Annotated in this window: 21 protein-coding genes; 8 read left to right on the top strand and 13 right to left on the bottom strand. The window is 73.1% G+C overall.

The features are described from left to right. Position 1: 1 nt before the first annotated feature. The 3 genes from moaA to ADK86_RS36335 form a co-directional block, all read right to left on the bottom strand. Positions 2 to 991, bottom strand: coding sequence for a GTP 3',8-cyclase MoaA (moaA, locus tag ADK86_RS36345; protein ID WP_053700463.1), 990 nt, complete (start codon positions 989 to 991; stop codon positions 2 to 4). Positions 992 to 1,151: 160 nt separating this feature from the next. Further along, complete coding sequence (locus ADK86_RS36340) at positions 1,152 to 2,816, bottom strand: cation acetate symporter (protein WP_053700462.1); 1,665 nt, start codon at positions 2,814 to 2,816, stop codon at positions 1,152 to 1,154. Further along, entirely contained in the window at positions 2,813 to 3,160 is a 348-nt protein-coding gene (locus tag ADK86_RS36335) for a DUF485 domain-containing protein (protein ID WP_030596743.1), read from the bottom strand. The genes ADK86_RS36340 and ADK86_RS36335 overlap by 4 nt, the downstream gene beginning before the upstream one ends. A 182-nt stretch (positions 3,161 to 3,342) precedes the next feature. Here ADK86_RS36335 and ADK86_RS36330 point away from each other — a divergent pair, with 182 nt between their 5' ends. Further along, the gene (locus ADK86_RS36330) at positions 3,343 to 3,528 is read left to right on the top strand and encodes a hypothetical protein (protein WP_053700461.1); all 186 of its coding nucleotides are present in this window, start codon (positions 3,343 to 3,345) and stop codon (positions 3,526 to 3,528) included. A 230-nt stretch (positions 3,529 to 3,758) separates the two neighbouring features. Next, positions 3,759 to 5,282, top strand: a complete 1,524-nt coding sequence (locus ADK86_RS36325) for a S8 family peptidase (protein WP_053700460.1) — start codon at positions 3,759 to 3,761, stop codon at positions 5,280 to 5,282. 99 nt (positions 5,283 to 5,381) lie between these two features. Here ADK86_RS36325 and ADK86_RS36320 read toward each other — a convergent pair whose 3' ends face one another. Genes ADK86_RS36320 through ADK86_RS36305 form a run of 4 tightly spaced genes read right to left on the bottom strand, consistent with a single transcriptional unit; the run spans position 5,382 to position 9,672 of the window. Then, positions 5,382 to 6,929 carry a TIGR03086 family metal-binding protein gene (locus ADK86_RS36320; RefSeq protein ID WP_053700489.1) on the bottom strand — a complete coding sequence of 516 codons (1,548 nt, stop codon included), beginning with the start codon at positions 6,927 to 6,929 and terminating at the stop codon, positions 5,382 to 5,384. Positions 6,930 to 6,988: 59 nt separating this feature from the next. After that, entirely contained in the window at positions 6,989 to 8,035 is a 1,047-nt protein-coding gene (locus tag ADK86_RS36315) for a zinc-dependent alcohol dehydrogenase family protein (protein ID WP_053700459.1), read from the bottom strand. A gap of 18 nt (positions 8,036 to 8,053) precedes the next feature. Then, positions 8,054 to 8,761 carry a lysoplasmalogenase gene (locus tag ADK86_RS36310; RefSeq protein ID WP_053700458.1) on the bottom strand — a complete coding sequence of 236 codons (708 nt, stop codon included), beginning with the start codon at positions 8,759 to 8,761 and terminating at the stop codon, positions 8,054 to 8,056. Beyond that, the gene (locus tag ADK86_RS36305) at positions 8,758 to 9,672 is read right to left on the bottom strand and encodes a sterol desaturase family protein (RefSeq protein ID WP_053700457.1); all 915 of its coding nucleotides are present in this window, start codon (positions 9,670 to 9,672) and stop codon (positions 8,758 to 8,760) included. Before ADK86_RS36305 ends, ADK86_RS36310 begins: the two co-directional genes overlap by 4 nt. A 344-nt stretch (positions 9,673 to 10,016) precedes the next feature. Between ADK86_RS36305 and ADK86_RS36300 the strand changes: the two genes are divergently transcribed. From ADK86_RS36300 to ADK86_RS36280, 5 genes are all read left to right on the top strand, one after another. Next, positions 10,017 to 11,048, top strand: coding sequence for a DEDDh family exonuclease (locus tag ADK86_RS36300; RefSeq protein WP_063789176.1), 1,032 nt, complete (start codon positions 10,017 to 10,019; stop codon positions 11,046 to 11,048). Between the two features lie 63 nt (positions 11,049 to 11,111). After that, positions 11,112 to 11,345: a hypothetical protein gene (locus ADK86_RS36295; protein WP_003984909.1), complete on the top strand. Its 234-nt coding sequence runs from the start codon at positions 11,112 to 11,114 to the stop codon at positions 11,343 to 11,345. 50 nt (positions 11,346 to 11,395) lie between these two features. Next, entirely contained in the window at positions 11,396 to 12,283 is an 888-nt protein-coding gene (locus tag ADK86_RS36290) for an SURF1 family protein (RefSeq protein WP_053700456.1), read from the top strand. 22 nt (positions 12,284 to 12,305) lie between these two features. Further along, positions 12,306 to 14,090 carry a glycoside hydrolase family 15 protein gene (locus tag ADK86_RS36285; protein WP_053700455.1) on the top strand — a complete coding sequence of 595 codons (1,785 nt, stop codon included), beginning with the start codon at positions 12,306 to 12,308 and terminating at the stop codon, positions 14,088 to 14,090. A gap of 5 nt (positions 14,091 to 14,095) precedes the next feature. Further along, positions 14,096 to 14,851, top strand: coding sequence for an SDR family oxidoreductase (locus tag ADK86_RS36280; RefSeq protein WP_053700454.1), 756 nt, complete (start codon positions 14,096 to 14,098; stop codon positions 14,849 to 14,851). A gap of 125 nt (positions 14,852 to 14,976) precedes the next feature. On the opposite strand, the gene amaP is transcribed toward ADK86_RS36280, so the two are convergent. The 5 genes from amaP to ADK86_RS36255 form a co-directional block, all read right to left on the bottom strand. Then, on the bottom strand, positions 14,977 to 15,582 hold the full coding sequence (gene amaP, locus ADK86_RS36275) for an alkaline shock response membrane anchor protein AmaP (RefSeq protein ID WP_053700453.1): 606 nt from the start codon (positions 15,580 to 15,582) through the stop codon (positions 14,977 to 14,979). Between the two features lie 8 nt (positions 15,583 to 15,590). Then, on the bottom strand, positions 15,591 to 16,265 hold the full coding sequence (locus tag ADK86_RS36270) for a DUF6286 domain-containing protein (RefSeq protein WP_053700452.1): 675 nt from the start codon (positions 16,263 to 16,265) through the stop codon (positions 15,591 to 15,593). Next, on the bottom strand, positions 16,262 to 16,669 hold the full coding sequence (locus tag ADK86_RS36265) for an Asp23/Gls24 family envelope stress response protein (RefSeq protein WP_030596719.1): 408 nt from the start codon (positions 16,667 to 16,669) through the stop codon (positions 16,262 to 16,264). The genes ADK86_RS36270 and ADK86_RS36265 overlap by 4 nt, the downstream gene beginning before the upstream one ends. 6 nt (positions 16,670 to 16,675) lie before the next feature. Further along, positions 16,676 to 16,873, bottom strand: a complete 198-nt coding sequence (locus ADK86_RS36260) for a hypothetical protein (protein ID WP_030596717.1) — start codon at positions 16,871 to 16,873, stop codon at positions 16,676 to 16,678. An 80-nt stretch (positions 16,874 to 16,953) separates the two neighbouring features. Beyond that, on the bottom strand, positions 16,954 to 17,436 hold the full coding sequence (locus ADK86_RS36255; protein WP_053700451.1) for an Asp23/Gls24 family envelope stress response protein: 483 nt from the start codon (positions 17,434 to 17,436) through the stop codon (positions 16,954 to 16,956). Between the two features lie 192 nt (positions 17,437 to 17,628). On the opposite strand from ADK86_RS36255, the gene ADK86_RS36250 reads away from it, so the two are divergent. Further along, positions 17,629 to 18,363: a hypothetical protein gene (locus ADK86_RS36250; protein ID WP_053700450.1), complete on the top strand. Its 735-nt coding sequence runs from the start codon at positions 17,629 to 17,631 to the stop codon at positions 18,361 to 18,363. A gap of 25 nt (positions 18,364 to 18,388) precedes the next feature. On the opposite strand, the gene ADK86_RS36245 is transcribed toward ADK86_RS36250, so the two are convergent. Further along, a complete protein-coding gene (locus ADK86_RS36245) occupies positions 18,389 to 19,168 on the bottom strand; it encodes an enoyl-CoA hydratase/isomerase family protein (RefSeq protein ID WP_053700449.1) in 780 nt (259 codons plus the stop codon). Positions 19,169 to 19,180: the final 12 nt, after the last annotated feature.

Here is a 19,180-nt window from a genome sequence, read left to right as displayed (position 1 = left end):
CCTAGCCGCCGATCGCCGACATCGGCCGCTCCGGCTGGAGGAACGACGGGTCGTCCAGACCCGACCCGGCCTTCTTGCCCCACATCGCCTGCTTCCAGATGCGGGCTATCTCCGCGTCCGGCGCGGTGGAGCGCAGCGCGGCGCGCAAGTCCGTTTCCTCGGTGGCGAACAGGCACGTACGGACCTGGCCGTCGGCGGTCAGACGCGTACGGTCGCAGGCGCGGCAGAAGGGGCGGGTGACCGAGGCGATGACGCCGACGCGGTGCGGGCCGCCGTCGACGAGCCAGCGCTCGGCCGGCGCGGAGCCGCGCTCCTCCCGGCCCTCGGGGGTGAGGGTGAAGCGGGTGCGCAGCGAAGCCAGGATGTCACCGGCGGTGATCATGCCCTCGCGCTTCCAGCCGTGCTGGGCGTCGAGCGGCATCTGCTCGATGAACCGCAGCTCGTAGTCGTGGGCCATGGCCCAGGCCAGCAGGTCGGGGGCCTCGTCGTCGTTGAGCCCCGGCATCAGGACGCTGTTGACCTTGACCGGGGTGAGGCCGGCGGCGCGGGCCGCCTCCAGGCCGCGCAGCACGTCCTCGTGGCGCTTGCGGCGGGTCAGGGCGCGGAAGACGTCCGGGCGCAGCGTGTCGAGGGAGACGTTGACGCGGTCCAGGCCGGCGGCGCGCAGGGCGGTGGCGGTGCGCTCCAGGCCGATGCCGTTGGTGGTCAGGGACATCTGCGGGCGGGGCTCCAGGGCGGCGACGCGCTCGACGATGCCGACCAGGCCGGGCCGCAGCAGGGGCTCCCCGCCGGTGAAGCGGACCTCCTCGATGCCGAGGCCGGTGACCGCGATGCGGATCAGGCGGACGATCTCGTCGTCGGTGAGCAGGTCCGGTTTGGCGAGCCACTGCAGGCCCTCCTCGGGCATGCAGTAGGTGCAGCGCAGGTTGCACCGGTCGGTCAGCGAGACGCGCAGGTCGGTGGCCACGCGACCGTATGTGTCGATGAGCACTGCTGCCCCCTGCCCGAGAGCACTTTTGCCCCCATGCCCGAGTCCGATCAGTTCGTCTTCGAGCCTACGCGATGGGAGGGGGGGGGGGGGGGGGGTGGGCTCCTGCGGTCCCCCCGCCCCCCCCCCCCCCGCCGGTGTGCGGCCCTGCGGCGGTTCCGGGTCAGTGCGCCCCGGTGCCGGTCAGCGAGCGGACCTCCAGTTCGGCGTACTTCTTCACGTCCGGCTCCTCCTTGGACAGCAGCGAGCCCAGCCAGCCCAGCAGGAAGCCCAGCGGGATGGAGATCAGGCCCGGGTTCTCCAGCGGGAAGAAGTGGAAGTCCACGCCGGGGAACATCGAGGTCGGCTTGCCGGAGACGACCGGTGAGAAGAGCACGAGCAGGACGGAGGAGGCCAGGCCGCCGTAGATGGACCACAGCGCGCCCTGGGTGGTGAACCGCTTCCAGAACAGGCTGTAGAGGATCGTCGGCAGGTTGGCGGAGGCGGCGACGGCGAAGGCGAGGGCGACCAGGCCCGCGACGTTCAGGCCGCGGGCGAAGACGCCGAGGACGATGGCGACGGCGCCGATGCCCACGGTCGCCCAGCGGGCCGCGGCCACCTCCTCCTTCTCGGTGGCCCTGCCCTTGCGGAAGACGTTCACGTACAGGTCGTGCGCGAAGGACGAGGACGAGGCGAGGGTGAGCCCGGCGACGACCGCGAGGATGGTCGCGAAGGCCACCGCGGAGATCACCGCGAGCAGGATCGCGCCGCCGGCGGAATCGGCGCCGCCGCCGATCTCCTGGGCGAGCAGCGGTGCCGCGGTGTTGCCCGCCTTGTTGGACGCGATGATCGTGGCGGGCTTTATCAGGGCGGCGGCGCCGAAGCCGAGCGCGATGGTCATCAGGTAGAAGACGCCGATGATGCCGATCGCCCAGTTCACGGACTTCCGGGCGGCCTTGGCCGTGGGCACGGTGTAGAAGCGGATGAGGATGTGCGGCAGACCCGCGGTGCCCAGGACCAGCGCGATGCCCAGCGAGATGAAGTCGATCTTCGAGGTGGCGGTCACGCCGTACTTCAGACCGGGCTCCAGGAAGGCCGCGCCCTTGCCGCTCTGTTCGGCGGCCCTGCCCAGCAGGGTGGAGATGTTGAAGTTGAACTTGAGCATCACCAGGAACGTGATCAGCAGGGTGCCCGCGATCAGCAGCACGGCCTTGACCATCTGGACCCAGGTGGTGCCCTTCATGCCGCCGATGGACACGTAGAGGATCATCACGATGCCGACCAGGACGACGACCAGGATCTTGCCGGCCTCGCTGGTGATGCCGAGCAGCAGCGTGACCAGGGCACCCGCGCCCGCCATCTGGGCGAGCAGATAGAAGATCGAGACGATGATCGTGGAGACGCCGGCGGCGGTGCGCACCGGGCGCTGGCGCATCCGGTACGCGAGCACGTCGCCCATGGTGAACCGCCCGGAGTTGCGCAGCGGTTCGGCCACCAGCAGGAGGGCCACGAGCCAGGCGACGAGGAAGCCGATGGAGTACAGGAAGCCGTCGTACCCGAAGAGGGCGATGGCGCCGGCGATGCCCAGGAAGGACGCGGCGGACATGTAGTCGCCGGAGATCGCCAGGCCGTTCTGGAAGCCGCTGAACTGGCGGCCGCCCGCGTAGAAGTCCTCCGCGCCCCGGGTCTGCCGGCCGGCCCAGACGGTGATGCCCAGGGTCGCGGCGACGAAGACCGCGAACAGCGTGATGATCAGGGCCCGGTGCTCGCCGGCGTCGCTCGCGGCGAGCTGTCCGGCGCCGTCGGCGAGCTGCCGCGCGCCGGCGGTGATCCGTTCGGTCGGGCTCATGCGTCACCCTCCAGGCGGGTCTTGATCGACTCGGCCTTCGGGTCGAGCTTGGCGGCGGCGTGCCGGGAGTACCACCAGGCGATGAGGAAGGTGGTCACGAACTGCGCGATACCGAGGACGAAGGCGACGTTGACGTTGCCGAAGACCTTGGTGCCCATGAAGCCGCCCGCATAGCTGGAGAGCAGCACGTACAGCAGGTACCAGAGGATGAAGGCGACGGTGAGCGGAAAGGCGAACGAGCGGTACGAGCGGCGCAGTTCGCCGAATTCCGGGCCTGCCTGGACCGCGGTGAAGTCCGGCGGCCGGGGCGGCCCCGGGTCGGTGGGCGGCGGTGCGGTGCTCACGGCACCTCCTGGGTGCGTAGGGGCGAACGACAAAACCCGGCGATAAAGCGTGCGTAAGTGATCCGGATCACGCATCGTAGAGGTGCGGCATGCGTTGCGACAGAGGCTGGTTGGTTGAATTCGGCAGGAAGCGGGAACACCGGCCGCCACCGCGGCGGGACCCGTTCGTTGGGCCGGGTGTGATGTCCACACCGCACACCGGGCCCGCGGGGCCGGGCCGCCGTCCGTACGGGACCGTGCGGCTGGCAGCCCCGGTCGTGGCCGCGCCGCCCTCGCGGCGGCCCGTGCGGGTGGCGCCGGGGCGCTGGTACGGCCCCCGCCCCCCGCTGCCGCCGCTGAGCCTGGCGGCGCTGCGGCGGGAGCCCTGAGGCCGCGTCCCGGCCCGGCCGTGACGCTTCCGTGACCGTGGCGGCGCCTGACGGCACGTCAATCCGCGGCTTGTGGCAGGTTTTCTCCGTGATCCATTGATGTTCCGTGGTCGACACGGATAACTTCTCGGGGACTTGCCGCGCACGGGGGCCGTTCCCCCGTTCGGCGGTATCCACCTGCCCGTACGCGACCCGTGTACGGGCGGTCTCACGGATGATGTGGAGTACCCATGGCGCATCCCCGATCCAGACGGGTGCGGGCGCTGGCCGTACCGCTCGGACTGGCCCTGACGGCATCCCTCGGCTTCCTGCCGGGCGCGGCCACCGCCGCCCCGCAGGCCACGGCCCCCGCGGCCGCCGTCAAGACCGACGGCCCGCTGCTGTCGTACGTCGTGAACGCCACCCCGGGCCATGCCTCGGTCAAGCGCGTCACGAAGGCGATATCCGAGGCCGGCGGGAAGGTGATCATCGCCCACGAGAAGATAGGCGTGATCGTCGTCCACTCGGCCAACCCCCAGTTCGCCGCGACCATACGCAAGACGCCCGGCGTGCAGTCCGCCGGCGCCACCCGTACGGCTCCGCTGAAGGCGTCCGGCACCACGGATGTCGGCAAGCCCCAGAAGGTCGAGCGGCTGACCGCCGACAAGGCCGCCAAGGCGGCCCGCGCGGCCAACGCGGCGGGCGACGACAAGGAGCCGCTGGAGCCGCTCCAGTGGGACATCCCCGCGATCAAGGCCGACAAGGCCGCGAAGATCGACGAGGGCAGCAAGAAGGTCACCGTCGCCGTCATCGACACCGGTGTGGACGACACCCACCCGGACCTGAAGGCCAACTTCGCCCCGAAGCAGTCGGCGAACTGCGTGGGCGGCGTGGCGGACACCTCCCCCGGCGCCTGGCGTCCGTACGACCCGGCCGAGGACTACCACGGCACGCACGTCGCGGGCACCATCGCCGCCGCGCGCAACGGTGTCGGCGTGGCCGGTGTGGCCCCGGGCGTGAAGCTCTCCGCCATCAAGGTCAGCGAGCCGAAGACCAGCCTGTTCTACGCCGAGAGCGTGGTGTGCGCGTTCGTCTTCGCCGCCGACCACGGCGCGAAGGTCACGAACAACAGCTACTACGTCGACCCGTGGATGTTCAACTGCAAGGACGACCTGGACCAGGGCGCCATCGTGGACGCCGTCGGCCGGGCCGCCAAGTACGCCGAGGGCAAGGGCGTGGTGAACGTCGCCGCGGCCGGCAACTCCAACATGGACCTGGCGGCGGCGCAGCTGACCGACACCTCCAGCCCGAACGACTCCACGCCGGTGACGCGCACCATCGACCCGAAGAAGTGCTGGGACGTCCCGACCCAGCTGCCGGGCACCGTCACGGTGGCCTCGACGGGCGTGAAGGGCCTGAAGTCGTACTTCTCGAACTACGGCAACGGCGTGATCGACGTGGCGGCGCCGGGCGGCGACTCCCGCCAGGTCCCGGAGCTGCCCGCCAAGAACGGCGGCATCCTGTCGACCATGCCCGGCGGTGACTACGGCTACCTCCAGGGCACCTCGATGGCCAGCCCGCACGTCGCCGGTGTCGTGGCGCTCCTGAAGAGCACCCACCCGAAGTCCAGCCCGCAGGAGATCCAGTGGCTCCTGAAGATGCAGGCGGACAACCCGGGCTGCCCGACCGCCGACAAGACGTGCACCGGTACTCAGCACGTCAACGGCCACTACGGCTACGGCATCGTGGACGCGCTGGACGCGGTCCAGGACTGATGCCGCCGAGGGACCGGTGACGGTTCCGAGGCAGGGGCCGGGCGGCCTGCCGCCCGGCCCCACCGCCGTTTCACCTGCCTGCCCGAGCAGGCGGCCGGTTCACCTGCCCAGGTAGGCGGCCAGCCGGTCCGCTCCCCCAGCCGCCGCCGGCGCGGTCCGCTCCGGCGCGAAGGAGCCGCCCTCGGTGCGCGGCGCGGCCCCGTAGATGCCGCGCGCCGCTTCCAGTACCTCGTCGGCGACCTCAGGCGCCAGGTCCGTGCTCGTACCGAGCGCGCGGGCCAGGTCCCAGCCGTGCGCGAGGAGTTCGACGGCGGCCTGCTGCGCGAACAGGGCACCAGGGGCCCCGTACGGGCCGTACGTGCGCTCCAGCAGCCCGGTGCCGGTGAACGCCGCGAGCAGGCCGTCCACCGATGCCCGGAAGGCGGCCGCGTGGTCGTCGCCCAGGTGGTCGGCGTCCGGGTCGGTGCGCGGCGCGTCCCGGGCGATCGAGGTGATCATGAGGTTTTCCCACGTCATGTGGTCGATGAGCTGCCGTACGGTCCAGTCGTCGCACGGCGTGGGCCGCTCCAGGGCTTCCCCCGGTACGGCATCGACCAGCGCGGCGACATGCGCGGCCACCCGCTCATACACGTACAGCGCGCGCTGCGCGTCCGGCGCGGGCGGCAGGACGAGACCGGGGCCGGGCTCCGGGTGAGCGCGCAGCGCGCTGGCGGTCCAGGTGCCCGCCACGCTCCAACTGGGCGGCTGCGGGCGGCCGGTGGCGGTACACATCAGCTGCCAGTAGCGCTCGATGTGCGGTTCGGCGGCGGCCTCCAGCTGTTCCAGCAGCCTGGCGCGCGCGTGGGCGTCGTCCCGCTGGGGCGGGTCGGCCGTACCCACCTGAGTGGGCAGCCAGGCGGCGACCAGTTCCGCCACGACGGGCTCCGCCGCCGGGGAGTCGGCGGCGACACCGGCCGCGAGGGCCGTCTCCGCGCGCTCACGCATCAGGCCGGCGACCCGCGCCGCGTCCTCGGCGGCCGTCGCGGACGGTTCGGCGGGGGTGGTGCGGGCGCTGTACTCGGCCAGGCGGCGCAGTGCGGCCCGTACTTCGGGGCGCTGTACGTGGTCGGCCAGGTCGAGCCAGGCGGCGAGCTGGTCGGGCGCGGGGTCCTCGGGCAGGTCCGGGGCGGCGGCCAGCAGTCCGGCGCGGTAGGCGGGGGCGGCCACGCCGTCCAGGGCGTCCGCGATGAACTCCTCGATGATGCGGCGTCGTTCGGCGGCGGTCAGGCGGGCGAGTCGGTGCACGTCCGGTAGCTCCTCGGCTGCGGTGCCCCGCGCGGCCACCGCCCGCAGCACGGCGCGCCGCAGCCGCAGCGTGCGGATCTGCGCGTCCAGGGCGTCCGCCCAGCACCCGGCCGTGTCGGCGACGGTGCGCTCGCTGCGCAGTACGGCCCGGATGTCCGCGACGCCGATGCCGAGGTCGCGCAGCGAGCGCACGATCTCCAGGCGGGCGGGCGCTTCCGGGCCGTACAGGCGGTAGCCCGCGGGGGTGCGGGCGGCGGGCGGCAGCAGGCCCTCGTCCGACCAGCGCCGTACCGTCTTCACCGGCACTCCGGTGCGCCGGGCCAGCGCGCCGATCGTCAGCAGGCCGCCGCCGTCCTCGTTCATGCCGTCCACTGTCGGGTCTCCCCCGGCGGGAGACTCAAGCCCGCGGCCGTGTTCGCCGGTCAGGGCTTGACCAGCACCTTCAGCGCGGTGCGCGCGTCCATGGCGCGGTAGCCGTCCGGGACGCCGTCGAGGTCCACGGTCAGGTCGAAGACCGGCGACGGGTCGAGAGTGCCGTCCAGGACGTCGGGCAGCAGTTCGGGGATGTACGTACGGACGGGGGCGACGCCGCCGCGTACCGCGATGTTGTTCTGGAACAGCGTCTCCATGTGCAGGCCGTTGCCGCTGCCGTGCGGGACGCCGACCCAGCCGACGGCGCCGCCGGGGCGGGCGATGCCGACGGCGGTGGCCATGGACTGCTGGGTGCCGACGGCCTCGATGACGGCGTGCGCGCCCTGGCCGCCGGTCAGCTCGCGTACCGCCGTCACGGCCGCTTCGCCGCGCTCGGCGACCACGTCCGTGGCGCCGAAGGTGCGGGCGAGGTCCGTACGGGCGGTGTGCCGGCCGAGCGCGATGATCCGCTCGGCGCCCAGCCGCCGGGCGGCGAGCACCCCGCACAGCCCGACCGCGCCGTCACCGACGACCGCGACCGTCGCGCCGGGCCGCACGCCCGCGCCGACCGCCGCGTGGTGGCCGGTGCCGAGCACGTCGGAGAGGGTAAGCAGCGCGGTCAGCAGCCGGTCGTCGCCGGCCGCGTCGGCGGGCAGCGTGACCAGGGTGCCGTCGGCGTACGGGACGCGGACGGCCTCGGCCTGGCCGCCGTCCGAGCCGGGCGTACCGCCCCAGAACCCGCCGTGCGCGCAGGAGGTCGTCAGGCCCTCGGCGCAGAACTCGCACACGCCGTCGGACCAGGTGAAGGGCGCGACGACGAGGTCGCCGGGCCGGACGCCGGACACCTCGGAGCCGGTCTCCTCGACCACGCCGAGGAACTCGTGGCCGATCCGCTGCCCGCGCTCGCGCGGGATCTCGCCCCGGTAGGCCCACAGGTCGCTGCCGCATATACAGGCCCGCAGCACCCGCACCACCGCGTCCCCCGGTTCCCGGACGGCGGCGTCCGGGACCTCTTCGACGCGGATGTCGCGGGGTGCGTGGAGGGTGGTGGCGCGCATGACGTACGTTCCTTGCGGTCAGACAGTTGTACTACGCACCTCACCGTACGCCCGGGTGGTCCCGGCGCCCCGGGTCCGTTCGCGCCCCGCGTACGCCCTCCGTACGCCGTCGGCCAGCGCGAACTGGGCCGCCGTATACGTCAGCATCACCCAGAACTGGGCGGCGGGCGGCTGCTGCCAGTGGGCGAGACCAGTGGCGAGCAGCGAGTCGGACAGCAGGAAGAGCAGGCCGCCGAGCGCCGCCCACGGGCCGGGCCGCAGAGCGGCGAACGCCGTCGCGGTGAGCAGCAGGCTGTACGCGGCGACCGGCAGCCGCAGGTCTGCGTCCAGATCCGGCCACAGCAGCGCGACGAAGCCGAGCCAGGCGGCCGCGTACACCGCCGCGAGCGGACCGGAGCGCCGCAGCCCTCCCGGGAAGGCGCCGCGCCGGGCGAAGAGGACCAGGTAGCAGGCGTGTCCGGCGGCGAAGGAGCCCATGCCGACCAGGAACAGCGCGTCGTCGCCGGTCTGGAGGAGGGTGTCGCCGCCGCAGCCGAAGAGCAGCGCGACGGCGAGCAGCCGGGGCGCGCCGGCGGCCAGCACGTACGCGGCCAGCACCGGCATCAGCGCGGGCTTGGTCAGGTGCGCGACGGTGGTCGTACCGGTGAGCAGGGCGGCGAGGTGGACGAGCGTCAGTACGGCGAAGGCACCGAGCAGGACCCGCACCGTGCGCGCGGCGGTCGTCACGCGACGCGCTCCTTGGCGGGGTCGGGGGTCTTGGGCCGCTCGGAGGCCGCGGGCTTCCCCACCGCCTTCTGCCCGGCCGACCGCGCCGGCTGCCACCCCGGCCCCCGGAACACCCGCCCCGCCCGCTCGCTCCAGCTCTGCGCCGCCCGTACGTCGCGGGCGATGGCCGCGTACTCGTGGGTGGCGACGCGCAGCGGGTTGAAGGTGTTGATGTTCTTGGTGAGCCCGTAGACCGGCCGCGCCGTCTCCGGGACGAACGAGCCGAACATCCGGTCCCAAATGATGAGGATGCCGCCGAAGTTGCGGTCCAGGTAGCCGCCCTGCGAGGCGTGGTGCACCCGGTGGTGCGAGGGCGTGTTCAGTACGAACTCGAAGGGCCTGGGGAGCTTGCCGACCCGCTCGGTGTGCACCCAGAACTGGTACACGAGGTTGGCCGACGAGCAGAACGCGACCGCGGCCGGGTGCACGCCGAGGGCGATCATCGGCACATAGAACGGCCAGACGGTCCAGGTGGTCCACGGCTGGCGCAGCGCGGTGGTGAAGTTGAACTTCTGGCTGGAGTGGTGCACCACGTGGCACGCCCACAAGATGCGGATGACGTGGTGGCCGCGGTGGGACCAGTAGTAGAAGAAGTCCTGCGCGAGCAGCATCAGCGGCAGCGTCCACCACAGGACGGGCACCCGCAGGGGCGTGAGCGTGTAGACCGCCGAGTAGATCGCCACGATCGGGATCTTCCACAGCGCGTCGAAGACCAGGCTGCCCAGCCCCATCCCCACGCTCGTCGCCGCGTCCTTGGCCTCGTACCCGGCGGCGTCCTCGTCGGGATGGAGGCGGTAGCTCACCATCTCCACGACGGTGAGCACGACGAAAGCGGGCACGGACCACAGCACGACATCGGGCAGGTGCGGCATGTCGGCACCATAAAGGCGCCGATGGGCGCCCCGCTAGGGGTTGTTACCGAGAAGTATGTAAGACGGGGTGTCAGCGGTGTGCGGGATACGGCGCGTCCCCATCGGTCACTATTCGGACGTTCGTTACGTAACGCCGCGGCCGGGTCCGGGGCGCGCACCCGACACGGGAGGGGGCCGGACACCGCCGCGTGACCCCGTCCCCCGATCGTGGCCCAACGGACGGCCGGCCGCGCTCCGTTCGCGCACGTCCGCGCCGGGCGGTGCGCCCGCGGGCCGGGCCGGGCCGCCGGCGGGTACGGGGAGGGCGGTGGCGCTGTCAGTGGCGGCCCGTATCCTCAGTGACCATGCTCGAAGACCGCATGGCAGCAGCCCACCCGATCACCCCGGCGATCGGGCGGCAGCCGTCCCCTCCGGAGGCGGCAGCCCCCTGGCCGGCCGCGTATCCGAAGGGGTACGCGGTCGTCGACGTGGAGACCACCGGCCTGGCCCGCGACGACCGCATAGTGTCCGCGGCCGTCTACCGCCTGGACACCCACGGCGAGGTCGAGGACCACTGGTACACCCTCGTCAACCCGCAGCGGGACCCGGGCCCGGTGTGGATCCACGGTCTGACGAGCGACATGCTGTCCACCGCGCCGCTCTTCCCCGAGATCGTCCCCGAGCTGTCCCGGCGGCTGGAGGGGCGCGTCCTGGTCGCGCACAACGCGATGTTCGACTGGTCGATGATCGCCCGGGAGTACGCCCGCGCCGAGGCCGAGGCGCCCGTACGGCAGCGGCTGTGCACGATCGCGCTCTCCAAGGAGCTGCGCCTGCCGCTGCCCAACCACAAGCTGGAGTCCCTCGCCGCGCACTACGGCGTCAAGCAGGAGCACGCCCACCACGCCCTCGACGACGCCCGGGTGCTCGCGGAGGCGTTCCGCCCCAGCCTGCGGCTGGCCGCGCAGGCCAATCTGCGCCTGCCACTGCTGGCCTGCCAGCCGCTGACGGAGTGGGCGGACGGCCCGGCGGCGCCCCGGCAGCGCCAGTCCTCGTCCGCGTACCGCCCCACCAGCTGGCGCCCGTCGCGCAAGCGGCCCGCCTGCCCGTATCCGAACCCCGGCCGGTACGAGCCGGGCGGCCGCCTGGTGCAGGGCATGCGGGTGGCGTTCTCCGGTGACACCTCCGTCGACCGCGAGCTGCTGGAGGACCGCGCGACCGAGGCCGGGCTGCACGTCGCCTCCAGCGTCTCCCGGCTGACGAGCCTGCTGGTCACCAACGATCCCGACTCGCGTACGTCCAAGACCGCCAAGGCCACCGCGTACGGCACCCCGGTCATCGACGAGGCCGCCTTCATGCAGCTCCTCCAGGACGTGGCCCCGGCGACTGCGTCCGGGTGAAGCCCCACAACACGCCTGGGGCAGGCTCGCCCCACCGCCCGCCCCACCCGCACCCTGTGGCGCATGGCACGTTGTGAGGTCTGCGGAAACGAATACGGCATGACGTTCGAAGTGCACGCGCAAGGCGCGGTGCATGTCTTCGACTGCTTCTCCTGCGCCATCCACCGCATGGCGCCGATCTGCGAGCACTGCCGGTGCCAGATCATCGGCCAGGGCGTGGAGGCCGGCGGCCGGTGGTTCTGCGGCGCCCACTGCGCCCGCGCGGAGGGCCAGGTGGGCATCGTCGACCGGGTCTGACGCCGACCCCGCCGCCGGGGCGCCGGATGCCCTGGTTGTACCTTCGTGGGGTGTACCGCTTCCTGTTGTCCCGGCAGTGGGTGATCCTCACCCTCGTGGGTCTCGTCCTGATCCCAGTGATGATCAAGCTGGGTTTCTGGCAGCTCCACCGCCATGAACACCGGGTGGCGCAGAACCAGCTCATCTCGGACAACCTCGACGCCGACCCGGTACCGGTCACCGACCTGACCGCCCCCGGCCGGACGCTGCCCCGCGACGACATGTGGCGCCGGGTGACCGCCACCGGCACGTACGACACCGGGCACGAGGTCGTGGTCCGCCAGCGCACCGCCGCCGACGAGCAGACCATCGGCTACTACGTGCTGACCCCGCTGGTCCTGGACCAGGGGCCGCGCAAGGGCACCACCGTCCTGGTCAACCGCGGCTGGATCGCCTCCGGCAACGACCTCACCCGCTTCCCCGACGTGCCCGCCGCGCCGAAGGGCAAGGTCACCGTCACCGGGCGGATGATGGCGGACGAGACCACCGAGAACAGCGGCATCAAGGACAAGCCGGGCCTGCCCGAGCGCCAGGTCATGCTGATCAACAGCGAGCAGCAGGCCAAGGCGCTGGGCCGCCCGGTCCTCGGCGGCTACATCGAGCAGACCGCGCCGAAGCCCCCCGGCGGCAAGCCGGAGCCGGTGCCCGCGCCGGACCACGACAGCATCGGCCCGCACATGGCCTACGCGGTCCAGTGGTGGCTGTTCGCCGCCGGGGTACCGGTGGGCTGGTTCATCCTGGTCCGCCGGGAACGCCGGGACCGGTCAGCCGCCGCCGCGAGCCCCGCGGACAGCTCGGCCGAGGCCGCGAGCGGAGCCGCGGCCCCCGCGGCGGACACCACCGCCGCCGAATCCGCCCCCGCCGAGCCCCTGCCCCGTACAGTCGCCGGAAGCGAATAGCCGCTGACGGAAGGGGCACCGCGTGCACGCACCCATCGAGGACCACGCGCTCATCGGTGACCTGCAGACCGCCGCCCTGATCGGCCGGGACGGCTCGGTCGACTGGCTGTGCCTGCCGCACTTCGACTCCGCCGCCTGCTTCGCGGCCCTGCTCGGCGACCGGGAGAACGGGCACTGGCTGCTGGCCCCGGCCGACTCCGACGCCCGGTCCGAGCGCTCCTACCGCGGCGACACCCTCGTCCTGGACACCGTCTGGCACACCGGCACGGGCTCGGTGAAGGTCACCGACTTCATGCCGCAGCGCGACCGCGCGCCCGACCTCGTACGCCTCGTGGAGGGCCTGGAGGGCGAGGTCGCCATGCAGGGGGTGCTGCGGCTGCGCTTCGATTACGGCCTGGTCGTCCCCTGGGTGCGGCACGTCGGCCGGTGCCGGGTCGCGGTGGCCGGGCCCGACTCCGCGTGGCTGCGCACCGAGCCCGACGTCGAGACGTACGGGCAGGGGTTCAGCACCCGCTCGGACTTCACCGTCGCGCCCGGCGAGCGGGTGGCGTTCGTCCTGACCTGGCACCCCTCGCACGAGCCGCGCCCTGCCGAGATCGACCCGTACGAGGCGCTGGAACACACCCTGGAGGACTGGCGGGCGTGGGCGGCGCACTGCCGCTACGACGGGCCGTACCGCGCCGAGGTGCTGCGCTCGCTGATCACCCTCAAGGCGCTGACCTTCGCGCCCACCGGCGGCATCGTCGCCGCGCCCACCACCTCGCTGCCCGAGGAGCTGGGCGGCGTACGCAACTGGGACTACCGCTTCTGCTGGCTGCGCGACTCCACCCTCACCCTGAACTCGCTGATCACCGCCGGGTACACCGAAGAGGCGGCGGCCTGGCGGGACTGGCTGCTGCGCGCTGTGGCGGGCAACCCGGCCGACCTCCAGATCATGTACGGCCTGGGCGGCGAGCGGCGGCTGCCGGAGACGGAGCTGCCCTGGCTCGGCGGCTACGCCGGCTCCAACCCCGTACGCATCGGGAACGCGGCCGTCGAACAGCGGCAGCTCGACGTCTACGGCGGGGTGCTGGACTCCTTCCACATCGCGCGCGTCGCGGGCCTGCCGTCCAAGCCGCACGCCTGGAACATCCAGCGCTCGCTGCTGGACTTCCTGGAGTCCCACTGGCGCGAGCCGGACGAGGGGCTGTGGGAGGTGCGCGGGCCGCGCCGGCACTTCGTGCACTCCAAGATCATGGCGTGGGTCGCCGCGGACCGCGCCCTCAAGGCGGTGGAGATCCACCCGGACCTGGAGGGGGACGTGGAGCGCTGGCGCGCCATGCGCGACGCGGTGCACCGCGAGGTGTGCGAGAAGGGTTTCGACCCCGGACGCAACACCTTCACCCAGTCCTACGGCTCCGACCAGCTGGACGCCGCGACACTGCTGATCCCCCGCCTCGGCTTCCTGCCCGCCGACGACCCGCGGGTCATCGGCACGGTCGACGCGGTCCGCAAAGAACTGACGCACGAGGGCCTGATACGGCGCTACAGCACCGACGGCCGCGCCGTGGACGGGCTGCCCGGCAGCGAGGGCACCTTCCTGGTCTGCTCGTTCTGGCTCGCCGAGGCGCTGCATCTGACCGGGCGGCGGGAGGAAGCGCGGAAGCTGTTCGACCGGCTGCTGCGGCTGCCCAACGACCTGGGGCTGCTGGCCGAGGAGTACGACCCGGACAGCGGCCGCCAGCTGGGCAACTTCCCCCAGGCGTTCAGCCACGTCGGCCTCATCGGTACCGCCTTCACCATGTTCGGGTGCGACGGGGCAGACTGACCCCCATGGATCTAGGACTCACCGACCGGACCTACATCGTCACCGGCGCCACCCGCGGCCTGGGCTTCGCCACCGCGCGGGAACTGGTCGCCGACGGGGCGAACGTCGTGATCAGCGGACGCGACGCGGACAGCGCGCGGGCCGCAGCGGCCTCCCTCGGCGAGCGGGCACACGGCGTCGCCGCCGACAACGCCGACCCGGACGCCGCCGCGCGCCTGGTCGACACGGCCCGTGAACTCTTCGGCCGCCTCGACGGCATTCTCGTGAGCGTCGGCGGCCCGCCGCCCGGCCGCCCCACCGACAACACCGACGAGCAGTGGCAGGCCGCGTTCGAGTCGGTCTTCCTCGGCGCGGTCCGGCTCGCCCGCACGGCATCCGCCGCGCTCGGCGACGGCGGCGCGATCGGCTTCGTCCTGTCCGGTTCCGTCCACCAGCCGATCGACGGACTGGCCATCTCCAACGGCCTGCGCCCCGGCCTCGCGGGCTACGCCAAGGCACTCGCCGACGAACTGGGCCCACGCGGCATCCGGGTCTTCGGCGTCCTGCCCGGCCGCATCGCCACGGACCGGATGACCCAACTCGACGCCCTCTCCGGAAACCCCGAGGAGTCCCGCACCCGCAACAGCGCCACCATCCCCCTGCGCCGCTACGGCGAACCGGAGGAATTCGGCCGCACCGCCGCGTTTCTGCTGTCGCCGGCGGCGTCTTATGTCACCGGGGTGATGGTGCCGGTGGATGGTGGGGCTCGGCGGGGGTTCTGATCCTGGCGTACGGGGAGCCGGGCGTACGGGCGGGGCCTGGCGCTCGGTCCCGGCGTACGGGCGGGGCCTGGCATACGGACAGGGCCGGACGTACGAAAGCCCCTGACGCCTCCCGCACGCCGCCCTCAACTCACCCGCTCCGCCCGATGCTTCACCGCCCGCAGCCGTACCTCGGCGGGCAGCTTCTCCAGACCGGCCGAGGTACGCGCATGGGCGATCGTCTCCGACGAGAGACGGGCGACCACCGCGCAGGGGTTCGCGTGCGGAGCGAGGGCCAGGCCCGCCCGCAGCCGTGGCTCCGTACGCCGTCCGGTCAGCCTCACCCGGGCCCGGTCCACCCCGTCCAGCGTCTCGGTCTCGGCGGTCAGGACGTTTTCCATTGCGCGGCCGCGTAGTTGGGCGCCTTCGCCGTCGCCGCTGTCCACGAGGACCTCGCTCAGGCGGTGGCGCCGGAACTGGGACAGCAGCCACCACAGCGCCAGCAGGACCAGCACTGCCAGTACCGCGATGACCACCGGCCACCACCAGCCGCTGTCCGCCCAGCGCGTGCGGTCGTCGTCGCGCAGCAGCACGTCGTCGGGCCGGGTCCAGCGCCAGCCGGAGGGCATGCCGAAGCCCCACTTGCGCGGCAGGTCGAGGCCGCCGAGCAGCACCGTGCCGCCGACGCCGATCAGGATCAGGCCGGTCAGGCCCAGCAGCACCCGGTTGACCGTGCGTGAGACCTTGCGCATCGCCGTATTCACCTCTTAGCGGACCGGCGCACCCGTACGGACAGTGCGAGCCGCCGGGCGAGCCCCAGCTGCCGCAGTCCGTCGCCGAGGGCCGTGTCCAGGTCGCCCCGTACCTCGTCCAGTTCGCGGAAGTGCGATACCGCGCGCGCCTTGGCCTTGCGGCGGCCGACGGCGACCCGTACGGACTGCACGCCCGGCACTTCCATGGCCCGGTCGCGCAGGACCAGCGCCGCCGCCGCGCGGTCCAGGCCGCTGCGTACGTCCGGTGCGGACCGCCGCATCGGCAGCACGGCGCGCAGGCCGGGCGTCAGCGCGAGCAGCAGCAGCCACAGGCCGAGGGCCACGGCCACGGCGGCGCCCGCGAGAACCCACACATCGTCCAGGTGACGCGTCGCCAGCTCCTCGGCGAGGCGCTTGCGCCAGGCCATCGCGGGCCGGTCGGCGCGTACCGCGGCCACGTCGTACAGCAGCAGGCCCGCGGCGCCCAGCACCACGAGCGCGACCAGCGCGGCCGGCACCCGGCGGGCCGCCCAGAAGCGCCGGGCCCGGCCTCCGCCGTCGGTTTCCTCGCGCTCCTCGCGCGGGGGGCGTTCGGCATCGGACGGCCCGGCCGTGGCGCCCGCCGACTTGTCGAGGGTGGGCAGCCGTCGGGTCTGCCGCAGGTCGGGATCGTCGTCGTTCATCGCACCCTCCCCCGGCCGCTGCGCTCCAGCTGGGGCGCGTGCAGCCGCTCGACCTGCACCGCGACCTCGGGCACCGACATCCCGGCCAGCTCGCGCACCCGCTGCGTCACCTGACGGCGCACCGCGCCGCACTGGGCGCCGATGTCGGACGGATAGCCCAGTTCCACGGCCACCCGCACCCGCGCCTCGCCGAAGTCCCGGCGCCCTTCGCGGCGGCGTACCGACACCGAGGCGTGCGCGTCGCTGCGGACGGTGGAGGCGTCGCGCAGGGCCTCGCGCGCGGCCTGCGCGGCGATCTTGGCCACGACCCGGTCCGCGACCCGCGTGGCGCCCCGTTCACCGGCCGGTACGTCGACCGGGTGGGCGGCGCCGGGTGCCGCGGCCGTGGGGGACACGGTCGCCACCGGGCGTCACCTCCGCCGGTCGTCGCGGTCGCCCGTACGCGTACGGAAGAACTCTCCCGGTTCCAGATCGCCGTCCACGAACCTCCCGACGATGAACCCGATGGCGCCCAGCGCCGCCACCAGGACGAAGGCCCCGAAGCCGCCGAAGTATCCGGCGAAGCCCAGCGCCATTCCGGCCAACAGACCGGCCACGGCCATGCTCATCTACGCGCTTCCCTTCGCTACCACCCCGGCCGGGCCCTGCGGAGCGAAGCCCCGGCGCACCTGTCTGAAAACAGCCCCGCTTACTGGAGCCGCGGCTCCTCGTCGCCCTCGTCCTCCTCGTCGTCGGGCAGTTTCACATCGCTCACCGCGATGTTGACCTCGACGACCTCCAGGCCCGTCATCCGCTCGACGGCGGAGATGACGTTCTCCCGTACGGCCCTGGCGAGGTCCGCGATGGAGACGCCGTACTCGACGACGATCTCCAGGTCGAGCGCGGTCTGCACCTCGCCGACCTCGGCCTTGACGCCGCGGGTCACCGACTTGCTGCCGCCTGGCACCCGGTCGCGCACCGCGCCGAGGGTGCGGGCGAAGCCGCTGCCCATGGCGTGTACGCCCACCACGTCCCGGGCGGCCATTCCGGCGATCTTCTCCACGACGCCGTCCGCGATGGTGGTGCGCCCGCGGGTCGCGGGGTCACCGCCGCCCCGCTTGGCTCCCAGCGTCTTGCCCTGCGAGTCTCCGGTCCGCGGCTCGGGCCGGTTACCTTGTGCGCTCTCGGTCATCGCCGATCGTCCCTTTCCGGAGGGGCGGAGCTCTGAGCCGCTCCGTTTCTTACAGTAAGTCCGTTTCCCCGCGGCTGCTCCGGGGATGCGGCAGGCGGGTGCAACGGATGCGGCCATTCGCGTACGCGGTCCTGCCGCACCGGCCGGTGTGCGGCAAGGTGGAGGCACGGTTCGGGAAAGAGGTGACGGCCGGTGGCCGGTGACCAGTTGGTGACGGCGGTACGGCAGCAGGTCGGGCTGGGGCGGCTGCTGCCGCTCGGCGGTCCGGCGGACGGCGCGTGGATCGCCGAGCGGCCCGCCGCCGGTGTGCTGCGGGAGGCCGGTGACGCGCTGCCCGGACTCCGCGTCGGTACGGTACGGCTGTCCTTGGCGGAGCCCGACGCCGCGCCGGATTCGCCGGTTCCGGCGCCGCCGAGCGCACTGCCGCCGGGACCGCTGCGGATCGAGGCGGACTTCGCGGCCACGGCGGGCCGCCCGGTCCCGGCCTCCGCCGGCCTGCTGCGGGAGGCGCTGCTGACGTGCTGCGCCGAGCGGCTGGGGCTGGAGGTGTCGGCCGTCGACCTGCGGGCCACCGATCTTCTCGATGAGGATGAAGGCGGGGACGGCGCGGCCGGCGGGGGCGGCGGGCCGGAGTCCGCCCGTACGGCACCGGGCCAGGCCGGAGCCACGGCCGAGAGCGCCGATCCCTTGGAGACGGCCGTGCTACGCGTGCCGGGCGTCGTCCGGCTCGTACCGGCGCTGGGCGCGCTGTCCCGGCCGGTGCGGCACGAGGACGGGCATGTACTGGTCCAGCTGGCCGTCGCGGCGGACCGGCGGGCGCTGGACGTGGCGCGGGCGGTGCGCGGCGCGGTCGGTACGGCGGCGGGCGGGGAGCGGCCCACCGTCGCGGTGCTCGTCGCCGCCCTCGAACCGCCCGCCGCCTCCTGAGCGTCGCTGTACGGGGTTAACGCGGTTACTCGCCCAGGCCCGCCAGGTCCCGCAGCCGGCGTGCCTGCGCGGCCCGTTCGGCGGCGCGCTGCTCCTCATACGTACGGGAAACGGCGCCCGCCAGCAGGGCCTTGGTCTCGATGACGGCGTCCCGGGGCGCGGCGACGAGGGCCGCCGCCAGATCCGCGACGGCGCCCTCCAGGTCGGCGCCGGGCACGACGAGGTTGGCCAGGCCGATGCGCTCGGCCTCGTCGGCATGCACGTAGCGGCCCGTGGCGCAGATCTCCAGCGCGCGGGCGTAGCCGACGAGCGAGACCAGGGGGTGGGTGCCGGTCAGGTCCGGCACCAGCCCCAGGCTGGTCTCGCGCATCGCGAACTGCGCGTCGTCCGCGCACACCCGCAGGTCGCAGGCGAGCGCGAGCTGGAAGCCCGCACCGATCGCGTGGCCCTGGACAGCGGCTATCGACACCAGGTCGGTACGCCGCCACCAGGTGAACGCTTCCTGGTACTCGGCGATCGTGGCGTCCAGTTCGCTGTCCGTACCGCGCGCCAAGTCCAGGAACGACGGCTCGCCGTCGAAGCCTTCGGGCGTGAACGCCTGCCGGTCCAGTCCGGCGGAGAAGGACTTGCCCTCACCGCGCAGCACCACGATCCGGACGGTGCCCGGCAGCAGTGATCCGGCCTCGGCCAGCGCCCGCCACATGGCGGGCGACTGTGCGTTGCGCTTGGCCGGTCCGGCGAGGGTCACCGTGGCGATCATGTCGTCCACGGTGAGCCGCACACCGTCCTTGTCGAGCAGAGTCATGGGGCGCCTCCG

Origin of the sequence: Streptomyces sp. NRRL F-5755 (assembly GCF_001279365.1) — a bacterium.
Taxonomy (GTDB): Bacteria; Actinomycetota; Actinomycetes; order Streptomycetales; family Streptomycetaceae; genus Streptomyces; species Streptomyces rimosus.
The sequence above is the reverse complement of the archived record's forward strand: the minus strand, read 5'-3'. Positions and strand labels throughout refer to the sequence as shown.